This window comes from Xanthomonas vasicola, from assembly GCF_000772705.2.
Taxonomy (GTDB): domain Bacteria; phylum Pseudomonadota; class Gammaproteobacteria; order Xanthomonadales; family Xanthomonadaceae; genus Xanthomonas; species Xanthomonas vasicola.
Genome location: NZ_JSBW02000041.1, coordinates 134,134 through 148,364, shown reverse-complemented (window position 1 = coordinate 148,364; position 14,231 = coordinate 134,134). Strand labels below are relative to the sequence as shown.

Sequence of the window (14,231 nt, the reverse complement as noted above, 5' to 3'; positions counted from 1 at the left end):
ATGGCATCGCCCGAGACCACGCCGCAGCCGCACGTTGCTCCTGACGGCAGCGGTTACCTGAGCATCAACGCGGTCCGCAAGGAGTTCGACGGATTCGTCGCGGTCGACGATGTTAGCCTGCAGATCCGCAAGGGCGAAATTTTCGCGCTGCTGGGCGGCTCGGGCAGCGGCAAATCCACGCTGTTGCGCTGTCTTGCGGGGTTCGAGCGCCCGACCAAAGGGCGCATCGTCCTGGATGGCCAGCCCATCGACGCGCTGCCGCCGTACGAACGCCCGATCAACATGATGTTCCAGTCGTATGCGCTGTTTCCGCATATGAGCGTAGAGCAGAACATCGCTTTCGGGTTGAAGCAGGAAGGCGTGTCCAAGACTGCGGTCGCCACCCGTGTCGGCGAGATGCTCGAGCTGGTGCAGCTTGGCACGCTAGCCAAGCGCAAGCCGCATCAGCTCTCCGGCGGGCAGCAGCAACGCGTGGCTCTGGCGCGCTCGCTGGCCAAGCGACCCAAGCTGTTGTTGCTGGACGAGCCGATGGGCGCGCTGGATAAAAAGCTGCGCTCGCAGATGCAGCTGGAGCTGGTCAACATCATTGAAACCTCCTGCGTCACCTGCGTCATGGTCACCCACGATCAGGAAGAGGCGATGACCATGGCCACCCGCATCGCGCTGATGGATCAGGGCTGGATCCAGCAGATCGGCACGCCCGACGAAATCTACGAGCAACCGGCCAATCGCTTTGCGGCCGAGTTCATCGGCTCGGTCAATCTGATCGATGCAGTGATTGCCGAAGACCAACCGGATTACGTCGCCTTGAAGACGTCTGCATTCGATGCCTGCATCCACATCGGTCACGGCATCACCGGCTTCGAAGGGCAGGCGGTGGCGTTCGCGCTGCGCCCGGAAAAGCTCGTCATCGGCAAGGGCGCGCCAACGCAGGCCTGCAACAAGGCGCAGGGTGTGATCGAAGATATCGCCTATTTCGGCAGCCATTCGGTGTATCACGTGCGCTTGCCGAGTGGGGTCAAGCTGATGGCCAACTTCGCCAATCGCCAGCGCTGGGCCAGCGAAGCGCTAACCTGGGGCGACACCGTGTGGGTGAGCTGGGGCGAAGACGACGGCGTGGTGCTGACCGCATGAAGCGATTGTTACGTCGCGGGCTGCCGGGCGCGCGCTGGGGCGTGATCGCCGCACCGTATGTGTGGCTGCTGGTGTTCTTTGCGATTCCGTTTTTGATCGTGCTGAAGATTTCCTTCGCCGAGCGCGCCACCGCCATGCCGCCGTATACGCCGCTGTTCGCGGTCGCAGCCGACGGCGCGGTGAGCCTCAAACTGCAGTTGGGCAACTATCTGGCCTTGCTGCGCGACAGCCAGTACGTGGCCGCGTACCTGAGTTCGATCAAGATCGCTGCCATTTCCACCGCATTGGCGCTGTTGGTCGGTTACCCGATGGCGTACGTGATCGCGCGGCTGCCATTGGCAACCCGCAACGTGGCGATGATGCTGGTGGTGCTGCCTTCGTGGACCTCGTTCCTGATCCGCGTGTACGCATGGATCGGCATTCTCGACGGCAATGGCGTGCTCAATCAGGCATTGCTGGCGTTGGGCCTGATCAAGCAGCCGTTGCAGTTGTTGTACACGCCAATCGCCGCCTACATCGGCATCGTGTACTGCTATTTGCCGTTCATGGTGTTGCCGCTGTACGCCAACCTGGTCAAGCATGATCAGCGCCTGCTTGAAGCCGCCTATGATCTGGGCGCGCGGCCATGGCACGCATTCGTGCGCATCACCTTGCCACTGTCGCGTAACGGCATCGTGGCCGGCTGCATGCTGGTGATGATTCCGGCGGTGGGCGAATTCGTCATTCCGGAAATGCTGGGTGGGCCGAACACCTTGATGATCGGGCGCGTGCTGTGGGGCGAGTTCTTCAACAACCGCGACTGGCCAGTGGCAGCGGCCGTGGCCACGGTGATGCTGCTGTTGTTGTTGCTGCCGGTCGTGATCTTCCACCGCTACCAGCAGCGTGAGCTGGAAGGGCGGCAGACGTGATGCGTGCCTCCCGCGGTGGGCGCCTGCTCGGTGGCGGCGTACTCGCGCTGGGTTTTGGGTTTCTGTACCTGCCGATCCTGTTGCTGATGGTGTATTCGTTCAATGCCTCCCGTCTGGCCACGGTGTGGGGCGGGTTTTCGACCAAGTGGTATGGCGAATTGCTGCGTGACCGGCAATTGCTGGACGCCGCCTGGGTCAGTTTGGAGGTGGCGTTCTGGACGGCCTGCGCATCGACGGTGCTGGGCACGATGGCCGCGATGGCGATGGTGCGCATGCGGCGTTTCCCCGGCAAAACCCTGTTTGGCGCACTGATCACCGCGCCGTTGGTGATGCCCGAGGTGATCATTGGTTTGTCGATCCTGCTATTGCTGGTGTCGATGGGCGGCGTGCTCGGTATGGCGCCGGGCGGCGCGGTGGCGATCTGGCTGGCGCATGTCACCTTCACCGTCTCATTCGTCACGGTGGTGATTTCCTCGCGGCTGCAGGAACTGGACCGCTCGCTGGAAGAAGCGGCGATGGATCTCGGCGCCACACCGTTAAAGGTATTTTTCCTGATCACCTTGCCGATCATCGCGCCGGCCTTGGCATCGGGCTGGCTGCTGGCTTTTACGCTGTCGCTGGACGATGTGGTGATCGCCAGTTTCCTGGCCGGGCCCAATTCCACCACCTTGCCGATCAAGGTGTTCTCGTCGGTGCGCCTGGGCATCAGCCCCAAGATCAACGCCCTTGCCACGGTGATGGTGCTGGCGGTCTCGGTGGCTGCGGTGATCGGCTGGTGGTTGCTGGCGCGCAGCGAAAAACGCCGTTTGCGCGATGCGCAACTGGCGTTGCAGCGCGAAGGTTGAGCGTTGCAGGAGGTCAGTCTTAAGGTCAGGAGACATGCGATGCCTTGCTGCCTGTTTTTCTCTCGCGCACCCAGACCAAGCTGATCTCCACGCGTACCAAGGTGTGGTTAGCGAACACGTGCACGCAAACACACTGTTGCAGCAGTTTCAGGCGGTTGTGACGCGGCTACAACTTTCCGGCGACTAGCATGGCGGCCTTGCTATTGGAGAACGCCATGTCCTACGACACCGTCAACCCGGCCAATGGCCAGGTCGAGCACACCCAGCAGACGCTTGACGCCGCTGCTATCGAAGCGCGCCTGGCCGCCTCCGCCAAGGCATTTCCGGCCTGGGCTGCGTTGCCGCTGGGCGAGCGTGGCGCGTTGCTGCGGCGCGTCGGCGAAGAGCTGACCAAGCAACGCGAAGACCTGCAGCGCATCATGACTGCCGAGATGGGCAAGCTGCGCCGCGAGGCGCTGGCCGAGATCGACAAGTGCGCTCAGGCTTGCACGTATTACGCCGAACACGCCGCCGAATATCTGGCGCCGCACAACATTCCCACCGAAGCGCAATCCAGCTACGTGCGCTATGAACCACTGGGCTGCGTGTTCGCAGTGATGCCGTGGAATTTTCCGTTGTGGCAGGCCTTCCGGTTTCTGGCACCCAGCCTGATGGCCGGCAACGTGTCGCTGATCAAGCACGCCAGCAATGTGCCGCGCTGCGCCGATGCCATGAAGGAGTTGCTCGACGCTGCCGGTATTCCGCCGGGGGTATTCGATGTACTGCATATCGATAACGACCAGGCTGCCGATGTACTGCGCGATGACCGCATTGCCGCGGTGACCTTGACCGGCAGCGAACGCGCCGGTCGCTCGCTGGCCGCCAATGCAGGCGACCAACTCAAGAAGTGCGTGATGGAGCTCGGCGGTAGCGACGCGTTCGTGGTGCTGGAAGACGCCGATCTGGCGCACACCGTGCAATCGGCCGTGAAGTCGCGCTTCGACAACAGCGGGCAAACCTGCATCGCCGCCAAGCGTTTCATCGTGGTGGATGCGATCGCCGACCAGTTCATCGAGCGCTTCGTCGCCGCCGCAGCCAAGCGTGTCCTCGGTGACCCGCAGCAAGAGAGCACCACGCTGGCGCCGATGGCACGTGCCGACCTGCGCGACGAACTACACAAGCAGGTGCAGGCCAGCGTGGAAAAGGGCGCCAAGGTCTTGCTGGGCGGCGAACCCATAGCCGGCTCGCATGCCGGTTATCCGGCAACTATCCTCGACAATGTCGCCCCCGGCATGCCGGCCTACGACGAAGAATTGTTCGGCCCGGTCGCCTCGATCATTCGGGTTGCGGATGAAGCAGAAGCGGTGCGCGTCGCCAACGACACCACCTTCGGTCTGGGCGGCAGCGTGTGGAGCGCAGATGCCAAGCGCGGCGAACGCGTGGCGCAGCAGTTGCAGTGCGGCGCGGCATTCGTCAATTCAGTGGTCAAGAGCGATGTACGCTTGCCCTTCGGCGGCATAAAACGTTCCGGCTTCGGCCGCGAACTGGCCGATCACGGCATCCACGAGTTCATGAACATCAAGACGATTTATGTGGCTTGACGGCGGGGATTTGGGATTCGGAATTGGGGATTCGTAAGAGCAGACGATCGCGACTTACGAGCATCCTGGCCCAGGTTGAAAATCAACAACCAGCCAACTGCTCAACTGCTCAAACCAATCCCGAATGCCCGATCTCGAATCTCGGGCCGCACCGCGGCCCTAAAGCCACCGAGCGCGCTTGAACAGGCGATACAACACCAGGCACGAGCCCACGATGCCGGCGACCAGCAGTGGGTAGGCGTAGCGGGCGTCGAGCTCTGGCATGTGGGTGAAGTTCATGCCGTACCAACTGGTGATCAGGGTCGGGGCGGCCAGCAGGGCGGCCCAGGCACCCAGGCGTTTGACGGTCTCGCCCTGGGCGAGCGTGACCATGGAAAGGTTGACGCTCAGCGCAGTGCCCAGCATTTCGCGCAAGGTGTCGATGGCGTCGCTGGTGCGCACGGCGTGATCAAGCACGTCGCGCAGGTAGATGCCCACTTCTTTGTGGATCAGTGAGCCAGGGTTGCGCTTGAGGTGCGAGAGCACATCCTGCAGCGGCGCAACCACCAACCTCATCTTGTTGAGTTCGCGCTTGAGCTCATACAGGCGCACCACCGTTTCGCGCTTGTAGTCATCGGCGAAAATGTCTTTTTCCAGGCGTTCCAGCGTGTCGCGGAACTCGTCCATGATCGGCAGGTAATTGTCGACCACGAAATCGAGCACGCCGTATAGGCAGAACGACGGGCCCATGTGCAGCATCGCCGGCTCGCGTTCAACGCGATGACGCACCGGCGCGTACGACAGCGATGCGCCGTGGCGCACGGTCAGCAGAAAGCGTTTACCCAGGAACGCATGCGTCTCGCCATAGCGGATGCGCTCGTTGACCAACTGCGCGGTATTGACCACCACGAACAAGGAATTGCCGTAACTCTCGGCCTTGGGTCGCTGATGCGCTTTGAGTGCGTCTTCGATCGCCAGATCGTGCAGGCCGAATTCGTCCTGCAACTTGTGCAGCACCGATTCCTGCGGTTCGTACAGACCCACCCAGACGAAGCCATCCGGGCGCTGCAGCACATCGCTGATCTGTTCCAGGCTGATGTCGTGGCGCCTGCCTTCACCGTCGTAGTAGGCGCAGGTGATGACGCAGGACGGATTATCGTGGTGATGGCCGTGATTGTTCATGGGCGCATCCTTAAAGTCAGCGCGTGCGGACGGGCAGGTCACGCGGCCGCAGGGCAATTGCGAGCGCGGTGTGGATCGGCAACAGCAGCATGACCCATTGCAGGTTGTCCTGCGCCTGGAACGACAGCCAGTGAATCAGCAACGCCACCAGCGCACCTGCCGCAACCACCCAGGACAGCACGGTGAACCAGCGGCCCGGCCGATGGCCCAACTGCAGCCGGATGCCACCGAACCACAGCAAGACACATAGCGGGTTGACCAGCAATAGATTGCGGTTGGCCCATGCCGATTGATGCGCGGTGAATCCCCACAGATACACCAACAGCCCGCCGCCGATGGCGCAGAACAGCCACAGCGGTAACGCCAGTCCGGCCAGCAGGCGCTGCCTGCGACCCAAGGCCAGCACACCTGCGGCGACGATGAGCCCGGTCAACAGCCAAGGCCACCAGTGTCGCTGCTGTTCGGCCGGCTCCGGCGCGATGCGATGCGGCAGCAACACCTGCGTGGATTGCACCAACGGGCGACCGGCACTGTTGTGCACTTGGGTCAGGCTGTCAGCCAGCCGCATCGGCACGAAGGCTTCTTCCCAACGCGACAACGGACGGTCTGCGTACGGCCCCAGGCCCAGGTCGAAGCCCAGCCACATCCATGGGGCAGGCGAGGCCAGGCGAATCGCTTCGCTGCGGAAGGTGTTGCCACGCGAGCGGCCGGCCAGTTGCGATTTGAGCGCGCCGCCCATCGCACGGTCCAGGGTGTCGCGGACCATGGTGGCGCAGTTGGCCATGAAGTAATCGTAGTGGTAGCGCGCATTTTCCGGCTGGCTACGCACCGCAAGACCGTCGGCCAGCGCACGTGCCTGGTCGGGCGGCAGATCCAGCCACTGAATGCTGACACCGCGGCCAGCGTCGCGATATTGCGACAGGTCTTCTTCCAGCGGCAGCGCGACCAGGTAGTACATCATTTCGCCGCGCGCAAAACGCGGCACGAAATCCGGCTCGCTCGGGTCGAAGAAGCCGAAATTGTAGGAGGTGGCCTGTTGCGTGCGCGGGTCGACCACCACAATGGCATCGTGGCCGAAGCGCTCGAAGAACACGTCGCCAGGTTGCATGGTCACCACGCCGACGCGTGGCGCCGATTGGGGAGCAGTAGCGGCGTCCGGCGCGGGCGCTTGCGCGAAAGTAGCCGGCGTCACTAACAGCGCCAGCAATACCAGCAGCCAGCATGCAGCCCAACGCCGGGCGCTGCAGCGCACGTGCGCTGCAACGGTCATGCCATGCGACAGGTTCAAGCGTCGTCCTGCGGGTCGGGCGGCAGAATGGTGACGTGGAAGGCATGCACGCGCCGCGCATCGGCCTTGGCCACCCGAAACGCAAACCGCCCCAGCGTAAGCTCCTCGCCGGTTTCAGGCAGATGCCCGATCGCATCGGTGACCAGCCCGCCGACGGTGTCGTATTCGTCGTCGGGGAACTCGGCACCGAAGCGCTCGTTGAAGTCTTCGATCGGCGTCAACGCATCAACCACATAGCGTCCATCGGCCTGGATCGCGATGAGCGAATTCTCTTCTTCGGCATCGTCGTGCTCGTCGTCGATCTCGCCGACGATCTGCTCCAGCACGTCCTCGATGGTGACCAGCCCGGCGACACCGCCGTACTCGTCCACCACGATCGCCATGTGATTGCGCGAGAGGCGAAATTCCTTGAGCAAGACGTTGAGCTTCTTGGATTCGGGGATCAGCACCGCCGGGCGCAGCAATTCGCGCACATTGCCAGGGCCGTTGTCGGCCACAACGCCGCGCAGCAGGTCCTTGGCCAGCAGGATGCCGAGCACTTCGTCCTTGTTCTCGCCGTGGACCGGGAAGCGCGAATGGCCGGATTCGACCACCTGCTTCATCAGGTCGATAAAACGCGCTTCCACTGGCAGCGAGACCATCTGCGAGCGCGAGATCATTACATCGCCCACGGTGAGCTCGGACACGGAAATCGCGCCTTCCATCATGCGCAAGGTGTCTGCGGCGATAAGACCGTCCTGTTCGGCGGTCCGCAGCAAGGCGACGAGTTCGTCGCGGGTGTGGGGTTCGCCAGAGAAGGCAGCGCTGAGGCGCTCGAGCCAGCTACGGCGTTTTTCCGGTGTTTCGGGGGATTGGCTACTGTCGTCTTCGGACATCGTGACGGGGAAGGGCACCCGGCAAACCAGGCGTTAGCCATCAGTCTAGCAGGAAGCCGGCAAGGCGCTGTGGATGCGCCGTTGCCTGGTGAGGCTCAGGTCGGCTAACAAAAACATAGCGAGCGGTCGTCAGACCGGTGTGCACGCCGCGCTCGGAACCGCAGTGTACGAGTGGTACATGCCGATTCCGCGCGCCGGCCGTGCCCGCACGGCGGCGCAATCGTTTTGTTGGCGGCTCTTAGGGCAGATCCAGGCTGTAGCCGCAGCCAACCACGGTCTTGCCGGGATGCGATTTGACGTTGGTCACGCTCAGCACGACCGATTCGATCATCGCCTCGCCGGTCTTGGGGTTGGTGGTGTCTTCGCTGACCAACTCACGCCCGTACATCACCTTCTCGGCGTTATCCACGCCCAGTTCCAGGTTCAATTGCTTGGCGAGCGGGCGCGGGTCGGGCAGGTCCAGGATCGCCATGACGCTGGCACCGGAAAACGCGATGTGGGTGGTGCTGTGGCCGAACACGCTGATCGGCGTGTTGAGCGTGTATTCGGTCATGAACAGGTTGGATTGATCCAGCGGCGTCCAGCCTAATGCGACTGCTTTGAGCGGGTCGGCCAGCACCGGCGCCAGCGCGCTGAAGTCGCCGATGCGCTGGCGGCATTCGATCAACGCCGGCAGGTCCGGCCGCACCGGCGCAGTTTGTGCCCATGCGCCGGGTACGTTCAGCAGTAGCAGGGCACCGGCAATGCAACGACGCATCACTGCTCTCCCGCGTACGGGTCGTCGATGCCGAGGTCGGCCAGGATCTCGCGTTCGAGTTGCTCCATCGCGTCGGCCTCCTTGTCGTCTTCGTGATCCCAGCCGAGCAGGTGCAAGGTGCCGTGCACGGTGAGGTGCGCGTAGTGTGCGGCCAGCGATTTGCCTTGCTCGGCGGCCTCACGTGCTACCACCGGTGCGCAGATCACCAAATCGCCCAGCAGCGGCATCTTGATGCCCTGGGGCAGACCTTTCGGCAGCTCGGCGGGGAAGCTCAGCACGTTGGTGGCGTAGTCCTTGCCGCGGTAATGATGATTGAGCGAGCAGCCTTCCTTCTCGTCGACCACGCGCACTGCCAGGTCGGCCTCGCGGATGCGTCCCTTCAGCGCAGCGGCCACCCACTTGCGAAAGCTCACCGCCGACGGCAAGCCGGCGCGCGGCAGCGCGTAACTGACGGCAACGTCGAGGCGGACAGGTCCACGGGTCATGGCAAAGGCTTCCTGAGCTAAAGGGTCAACGCATGCAGGTGACCAGCAGCATCACCGCGGGCCCGTTGGCCACGCGGTAACTGGAACTGCCGAGCGGACCGCGCGCGCAATCGCGATTGTAGTCCCGCGCCCGCAACCTTGAAACAAACCCGGGCTGATCGTGCACCCAGACGGCCGCAATACCGCTTTCCAACAGGGTGACGGCCAGCCGTTGGCTCGAGCGATGCGCGTGCGCGATCGGCGAGCTGTCACAGCCCTTTGCATCGCGCACTGTTCCCGCCAGGTCCAGTAGCCAGCGCGCGCTGCGGCCCTTCCAGTACGCGACTCGCGCAGGATCATTACTGTTCTGCATGTCGCCTTGCGCCTGATTTGCCAGGTCTTCCAGATACGCAGTCGGAATGCTGACGCTGGTCTGCTCGGCGGCCAGTGAAACGCACGGTGGCGTGACCTGGGTTGCCGGAATCACATCGCGATCCACGATCGAAATGCCAGAAGGACGTGGCGCTTCGGTCGCGTTGATCGCCCCCACGGCTGCCAGTCCGCTTGCCAACACCAGACTGGCAATGCGAGGGCTCACTCAGCGTTGCCCTTGGTCGCGTTTTCCTGCTGATCACGCTTGTCATAGGCAGTCACAATGCGCTGCACCAAGGGATGACGCACAACGTCGCGTGCTTCGAAAAACGTGAAACTGGTGCCTTCCACTTCGCGCAGAACTTCGATCGCATCGCGCAGGCCGGATTTGACGTGCTTGGGCAGATCGATCTGGGTGAGGTCGCCGGTCACCACCGCCGTGGAGCCGAAGCCCAGGCGGGTCAGGAACATCTTCATCTGCTCGATGGTGGTGTTTTGCGCCTCGTCCAGAATCACGTACGCATCGTTTAGCGTGCGGCCGCGCATGTACGCCAGCGGCGCAATTTCGATGACGTTGCGCTCCAGCAGCTTGACCACTTTTTCCACGCCCAGCATTTCGTACAGCGCGTCATAGAGTGGGCGCAGGTACGGGTCGACCTTCTGGCTGAGATCGCCTGGCAAAAAGCCCAGCTTCTCACCGGCTTCCACCGCCGGGCGCACCAGGATCAAGCGCTGCACACGCGATTCGTTGAGCGCCTCTACCGCGCACGCTACCGCCAGGAAGGTCTTGCCGGTACCGGCCGGGCCGATACCAAAATTGATGTCGTGCGTGGCAATCGCATGCAGGTATTTGGCCTGGTTAGCACCCCGGCCACGCACGGTGCCGCGCTTGACCTTGATGGCGACATCCTGCGCCTGATACGCGCGCTCGACGACCTGGTCGAGATTGGCATCGTTGAGCCGCAGATGGATCGCGTGGGTGTCGAAGGTGGTGGCAGCGGCTTCTTGATATAACGCGGTCAACAGCGACTGCGTGGCGGTGATGGCCGGCTCCGGTCCAGTGACCCGGAAGATGTTGCCGCGGTTGGCGATCTCGACGCCAAGCTTGAGTTCGATCTGGCGCAGATGCGCATCGAACGGGCCGGCCAGATTGGCCAGCCGCTCGGTATCCTCGGGCTTCAGGGTGAAGTCGCGGTGTGCTGATGCGTTCATGATTAGATTGGACAGCGCACGCAGGTGCGCGTCGGCAGGGCGGGATCAAAAGGGTAGCGCGCAGCATGTGATCCCACCAACACACCGGGCTGCGCGGTACTGCGGACATGCAGCCGTCTGCAGAAGCGCGCAGGTTTTCCACAAGCGCTGTGGAGTCACGCATCACTAACCTGTGGATAAAATTCGTCGCGCTTACTGGCACAGGGTCTGCTGGGCCGGTGGTGAAAAAAACGCCAGTGCCGACTGGGTTGTCCACACAGGATGTGGATCGAATTCGGCAAAGCCTGTGGGTAAGTGCAGCGAGGCCTTACGCTGCAAGGCGCTGCAGATGGGTGGTGAAATTTTGACCATTGCGCCCGACACGCTTCGGCGCGTCGTTGCGCTGCTTGAAGGGGCGCGGCATTGCGCAGCGCCCACGCGCCATCACCGCGCGCTGTCGTCCAATTGGATGCGCCCACGCAGCGAATTGCTCATCGCCTCGGTGATCAACACGTCCACGAACTGCCCAATCAAACGCGGGTTGCCCGGGAAATTCACCGGGCGCATGTTCTCGCTCTTGCCGGTCAATTCGTTCGGGTCGCGCCGCGAGGGGCCTTCCACCAGCACGCGTTGCACGCTGTCCACCATCGATTGCGAAATGCTTGCCGCATGCGCGCTGATGTGGGCTTGCAGACGCGCAAGACGCGCCTGCTTCACCGCTTCCGGCGTGTCGTCCTGCAGGTCCGATGCCGGGGTGCCGGGGCGACGCGAATACACGAACGAAAAGCTCTGGTCGAAGCCCACGTCTTCAATCAGTTTCATGGTCTTTTCGAAGTCCGCTTCGGTTTCGCCGGGAAAGCCGACGATGAAATCCGAACTGATCGAAATATCCGGGCGCACCGCACGCAGCTTGCGGATCTTGGATTTGAATTCCAGCGCGGTGTAGCCACGCTTCATCGCCGACAGAATGCGGTCGCTGCCTGCTTGCACCGGCAGATGCAGATAGTTGGCCAGCTGCGGCACATCGCGGTACGCATCCACCAGCGAATCGGAAAACTCCAGCGGGTGCGAAGTAGTGAAACGGATCCGGCCGATGCCGTCGATTTGCGCAATGGTGCGAATCAACAAGCCCAGATCGGCGTACTGCGCGGCGTCGCCGGCATCGGCGCCGTACGCACCGCGATACGCATTGACGTTCTGGCCGAGCAGGTTGATCTCGCGCACGCCTTGCGCTGCCAATTGCGCCACTTCCACCAGCACGTCTTCGAACGGCCGGCTGACTTCTTCGCCACGGGTGTAGGGCACCACGCAGAACGAGCAGTATTTGGAGCAGCCCTCCATGATCGACACGAACGCCGACGGGCCATCGGCCCGCGGCTCGGGCAGGCGATCGAACTTCTCGATCTCCGGGAAGCTGATGTCCACCTGCGACTTGCCCGATTCGCGCCGGGCACGGATCAGCTCCGGCAACCGGTGCAAAGTCTGCGGGCCGAACACCAGGTCTACGTAAGGCGCACGCTTGACGATGGCTTCGCCTTCCTGCGAGGCCACGCAGCCACCAACGCCGATGATCACCGGCTTGCCGCCGGCCTTCAGTGCCTTCCAGCGCCCCAACTGGCTGAAGACCTTTTCCTGCGCCTTTTCGCGGATGGAGCAGGTGTTCACCAACACCACGTCCGCATCTTCCGGGTTATCGGTCAGCTCCAGGCCTTCGGAAGCAGCGAGTACGTCGGCCATCTTGGCCGAGTCGTACTCGTTCATCTGGCACCCGTGGGTCTTTATATAGAGCTTGCCGCGCACCACGGCAGGCGCGGACGGGCGCGCCACGGGCAATGGCAACAGGGCGGGTGCATCCACGGCGGTGGCCGTGGACAGGTCGGAAACGGATGTCCCGGGCATGGCGCTTATTCCAGACGGGTAGAAGATAGCCGCCCAGTTTACCCGCTTGCGCCAGCAGCGTCCGCCCCGGCGGGGGCATCGACCGCCTGGGCGCGCGCCACTGCCGGGCGTGCAGCCATCCGGGCGATGTAGGCGCGGGTGGGTGCGGGCGGGTCGATCAGGCCAAATTCCACCATCCACGCCAGCGCGCCACCCCACAGCACATCGGCCGCACTGCAGCGACAGCCCAGCACGTAATCGCCCTTTGCCAGCTGCGCATCAACCACCGCCAGCACGGTGTCGGCGCTGGCGTAGGGCGAGAGCGAGCGCGGCGGCGCGTCACGCTTGAGCGCAAGATCCATGATCGCCGGTTCGAAGGCCGAGCCATAGAACGCCAACCAGCGCAGGTAGGCACCACGGTCGGCATCGCCCGGCGCGGGCGACAAACCGGCTTCCGGGTAGAGCTCTGCCAGATATTGGTAGATGGCGCCCTGTTCGGTGACCACGCTGCTGCTATGAACAATGGTCGGGATCTTGCCCATGGGGTTGATCGCAAGGAATTCCGGCGTGCGCTGTTGCTCCTTTTCCAGATCGATGGGGTGCACGCTGTAGGTCGCGCCCAGTTCTTCCAGCAGCACCAGAACGCCACGCGAGCGGGAGCGGGGATTATGGAAGAGGGTGATATGGCGGTCGTCGGGCATTACGGTCTCCACGCTGACTGCGGTGACGAAGCGGGTCATGGCTGATGTGCCGATCTTACGGGGCGCTTGCGGACAGTTTCTGTCCGCAATACGGTGGCGCGATGGCTTCTACCGCTGCCCGTCTGTTGCGTCTGCTTTCCCTGCTGCAAGGTGGCCGCAGCTGGTCTGGCGTGGCTCTGGCAGAGCGCTTGGACATTCATCCGCGCAGTCTGCGGCGCGATATCGAGCGCCTGCGCGAATTGGGTTACCCGGTGCGCGCCGCGCCTGGCAGCGGCGGTGGTTACCGTCTGGGGCAGGGCGCGGCGGCGTTACCACTGCTATTTGAAGAAGACGAGGCGCTGACGGTGGCGGTTGCCTTGCGCGCCGCCGCACCGGCCGTGCGCGGCATGGATGCCGCGGCCGCACGCGTAATGGCCAAACTGGACCCGCTGCTGCCGCGCAGCGGCCAGCGTGCCAGTGCCGCGCATGCCGCCATGGCCAGCATGCCGGCCGCCGAAACGGAACCGCTGGTCGATGCGGCCTTGCTCGCACAGCTTGCCGCTGCCTGCCGCGACCGGGTCACGTTGCGGCTGGACTATCGGCGCCATTCCGGCGCGGCCTTCACCCGCAACGTCGAGCCGGCGCTGCTGGTGAACTACGGGCGGCGCTGGTATCTGCTGGTCTGGGACTGCGAGCGTCAGGACTGGCGTAGCCTGCGCGTGGACCGGATCGATCAGGCGGTCGCCACCGGCACGCGGTTCACCGCCCGCGCATTGCCCGAGGAACCGCTGCAGCTGTTGCGCAAAGCCATTGGCGAGGCGCCGTTCCCGTGCCGGGCGCGGGTCCGCCTGGCCGGGACTGTGGAGACATTGGCAGCCCGCATCCCGCCTTGGTTGGGTGCCTTGGAGGCGGATGGCCCTGCGCGTTGCTGGCTGGGTCTTGGTGCGCCGAGCATGCCCGCGCTGGCGGCCAACCTGTTGCTGCTAGACCTGCCGTTCGACGCGATTGCGCCGGCCGAAGCGCGTACCGCGCTGACCCAGGCGCTGAACGCATTGCGCGGGCAACTGGATCGGCTCCCGCAGTAAGGCTGGCCGCCAC

At 63.5% G+C, this 14,231-nt stretch carries 14 protein-coding genes and 1 other RNA gene; 5 read left to right on the top strand and 10 right to left on the bottom strand.

Going from position 1 to position 14,231, the window contains the following annotated elements:
• From NX05_RS11720 to NX05_RS11705, 4 genes are all read left to right on the top strand, one after another.
• Positions 1-1,134, top strand: a complete 1,134-nt coding sequence (locus NX05_RS11720; protein WP_039434533.1) for an ABC transporter ATP-binding protein — start codon at positions 1-3, stop codon at positions 1,132-1,134.
• On the top strand, positions 1,131-2,042 hold the full coding sequence (locus tag NX05_RS11715; protein WP_039434536.1) for an ABC transporter permease subunit: 912 nt from the start codon (positions 1,131-1,133) through the stop codon (positions 2,040-2,042). The genes NX05_RS11720 and NX05_RS11715 overlap by 4 nt, the downstream gene beginning before the upstream one ends.
• A complete protein-coding gene (locus NX05_RS11710; RefSeq protein WP_039434538.1) occupies positions 2,039-2,887 on the top strand; it encodes an ABC transporter permease subunit in 849 nt (282 codons plus the stop codon). Before NX05_RS11715 ends, NX05_RS11710 begins: the two co-directional genes overlap by 4 nt.
• A 215-nt stretch (positions 2,888-3,102) precedes the next feature.
• A complete protein-coding gene (locus tag NX05_RS11705; protein ID WP_039434972.1) occupies positions 3,103-4,467 on the top strand; it encodes an NAD-dependent succinate-semialdehyde dehydrogenase in 1,365 nt (454 codons plus the stop codon).
• A 159-nt stretch (positions 4,468-4,626) separates the two neighbouring features.
• On the opposite strand, the gene NX05_RS11700 is transcribed toward NX05_RS11705, so the two are convergent.
• The 10 genes from NX05_RS11700 to NX05_RS11660 all read right to left on the bottom strand — a co-directional run bounded on the left by NX05_RS11700 (position 4,627) and on the right by NX05_RS11660 (position 13,154).
• A complete protein-coding gene (locus NX05_RS11700; protein WP_039434542.1) occupies positions 4,627-5,628 on the bottom strand; it encodes a magnesium and cobalt transport protein CorA in 1,002 nt (333 codons plus the stop codon).
• A 16-nt stretch (positions 5,629-5,644) separates the two neighbouring features.
• Positions 5,645-6,898: a lipoprotein N-acyltransferase Lnb domain-containing protein gene (locus tag NX05_RS11695; RefSeq protein WP_116678098.1), complete on the bottom strand. Its 1,254-nt coding sequence runs from the start codon at positions 6,896-6,898 to the stop codon at positions 5,645-5,647.
• A 14-nt stretch (positions 6,899-6,912) separates the two neighbouring features.
• Positions 6,913-7,791, bottom strand: a complete 879-nt coding sequence (locus NX05_RS11690; RefSeq protein ID WP_008571326.1) for a CorC family transporter — start codon at positions 7,789-7,791, stop codon at positions 6,913-6,915.
• A gap of 102 nt (positions 7,792-7,893) precedes the next feature.
• Positions 7,894-7,971: non-coding RNA, sX9 sRNA (locus NX05_RS22455), on the bottom strand.
• 58 nt (positions 7,972-8,029) lie between these two features.
• Positions 8,030-8,548, bottom strand: coding sequence for a hypothetical protein (locus tag NX05_RS11685; RefSeq protein ID WP_010372566.1), 519 nt, complete (start codon positions 8,546-8,548; stop codon positions 8,030-8,032).
• Positions 8,548-9,033, bottom strand: coding sequence for an rRNA maturation RNase YbeY (ybeY, locus tag NX05_RS11680; protein WP_039434548.1), 486 nt, complete (start codon positions 9,031-9,033; stop codon positions 8,548-8,550). The genes NX05_RS11685 and ybeY overlap by 1 nt, the downstream gene beginning before the upstream one ends.
• Before the next feature lie 25 nt (positions 9,034-9,058).
• Positions 9,059-9,610: a hypothetical protein gene (locus NX05_RS11675; protein ID WP_039434550.1), complete on the bottom strand. Its 552-nt coding sequence runs from the start codon at positions 9,608-9,610 to the stop codon at positions 9,059-9,061.
• A complete protein-coding gene (locus NX05_RS11670) occupies positions 9,607-10,596 on the bottom strand; it encodes a PhoH family protein (protein ID WP_039434554.1) in 990 nt (329 codons plus the stop codon). Before NX05_RS11670 ends, NX05_RS11675 begins: the two co-directional genes overlap by 4 nt.
• Before the next feature lie 423 nt (positions 10,597-11,019).
• On the bottom strand, positions 11,020-12,474 hold the full coding sequence (gene miaB / locus NX05_RS11665; RefSeq protein WP_039434558.1) for a tRNA (N6-isopentenyl adenosine(37)-C2)-methylthiotransferase MiaB: 1,455 nt from the start codon (positions 12,472-12,474) through the stop codon (positions 11,020-11,022).
• A gap of 38 nt (positions 12,475-12,512) precedes the next feature.
• Positions 12,513-13,154: a glutathione S-transferase family protein gene (locus NX05_RS11660; RefSeq protein WP_039434973.1), complete on the bottom strand. Its 642-nt coding sequence runs from the start codon at positions 13,152-13,154 to the stop codon at positions 12,513-12,515.
• A 101-nt stretch (positions 13,155-13,255) separates the two neighbouring features.
• Between NX05_RS11660 and NX05_RS11655 the strand changes: the two genes are divergently transcribed.
• Positions 13,256-14,218 carry a helix-turn-helix transcriptional regulator gene (locus NX05_RS11655; protein ID WP_017112345.1) on the top strand — a complete coding sequence of 321 codons (963 nt, stop codon included), beginning with the start codon at positions 13,256-13,258 and terminating at the stop codon, positions 14,216-14,218.
• Positions 14,219-14,231: the final 13 nt, after the last annotated feature.

Coding starts and splice junctions, on each gene's coding strand:
- NX05_RS11660 (WP_039434973.1), bottom strand. CDS start 13,154: ATGCCCGACGACCGCCATATCACCCTCTTCCATAATCCCCGCTCCCGC.
- miaB (WP_039434558.1), bottom strand. CDS start 12,474: ATGCCCGGGACATCCGTTTCCGACCTGTCCACGGCCACCGCCGTGGAT.
- NX05_RS11700 (WP_039434542.1), bottom strand. CDS start 5,628: ATGAACAATCACGGCCATCACCACGATAATCCGTCCTGCGTCATCACC.
- NX05_RS11690 (WP_008571326.1), bottom strand. CDS start 7,791: ATGTCCGAAGACGACAGTAGCCAATCCCCCGAAACACCGGAAAAACGC.
- NX05_RS11655 (WP_017112345.1), top strand. CDS start 13,256: ATGGCTTCTACCGCTGCCCGTCTGTTGCGTCTGCTTTCCCTGCTGCAA.
- NX05_RS11685 (WP_010372566.1), bottom strand. CDS start 8,548: ATGCGTCGTTGCATTGCCGGTGCCCTGCTACTGCTGAACGTACCCGGC.
- NX05_RS11670 (WP_039434554.1), bottom strand. CDS start 10,596: ATGAACGCATCAGCACACCGCGACTTCACCCTGAAGCCCGAGGATACC.
- NX05_RS11715 (WP_039434536.1), top strand. CDS start 1,131: ATGAAGCGATTGTTACGTCGCGGGCTGCCGGGCGCGCGCTGGGGCGTG.
- NX05_RS11695 (WP_116678098.1), bottom strand. CDS start 6,898: ATGACCGTTGCAGCGCACGTGCGCTGCAGCGCCCGGCGTTGGGCTGCA.
- NX05_RS11720 (WP_039434533.1), top strand. CDS start 1: ATGGCATCGCCCGAGACCACGCCGCAGCCGCACGTTGCTCCTGACGGC.
- ybeY (WP_039434548.1), bottom strand. CDS start 9,033: ATGACCCGTGGACCTGTCCGCCTCGACGTTGCCGTCAGTTACGCGCTG.
- NX05_RS11705 (WP_039434972.1), top strand. CDS start 3,103: ATGTCCTACGACACCGTCAACCCGGCCAATGGCCAGGTCGAGCACACC.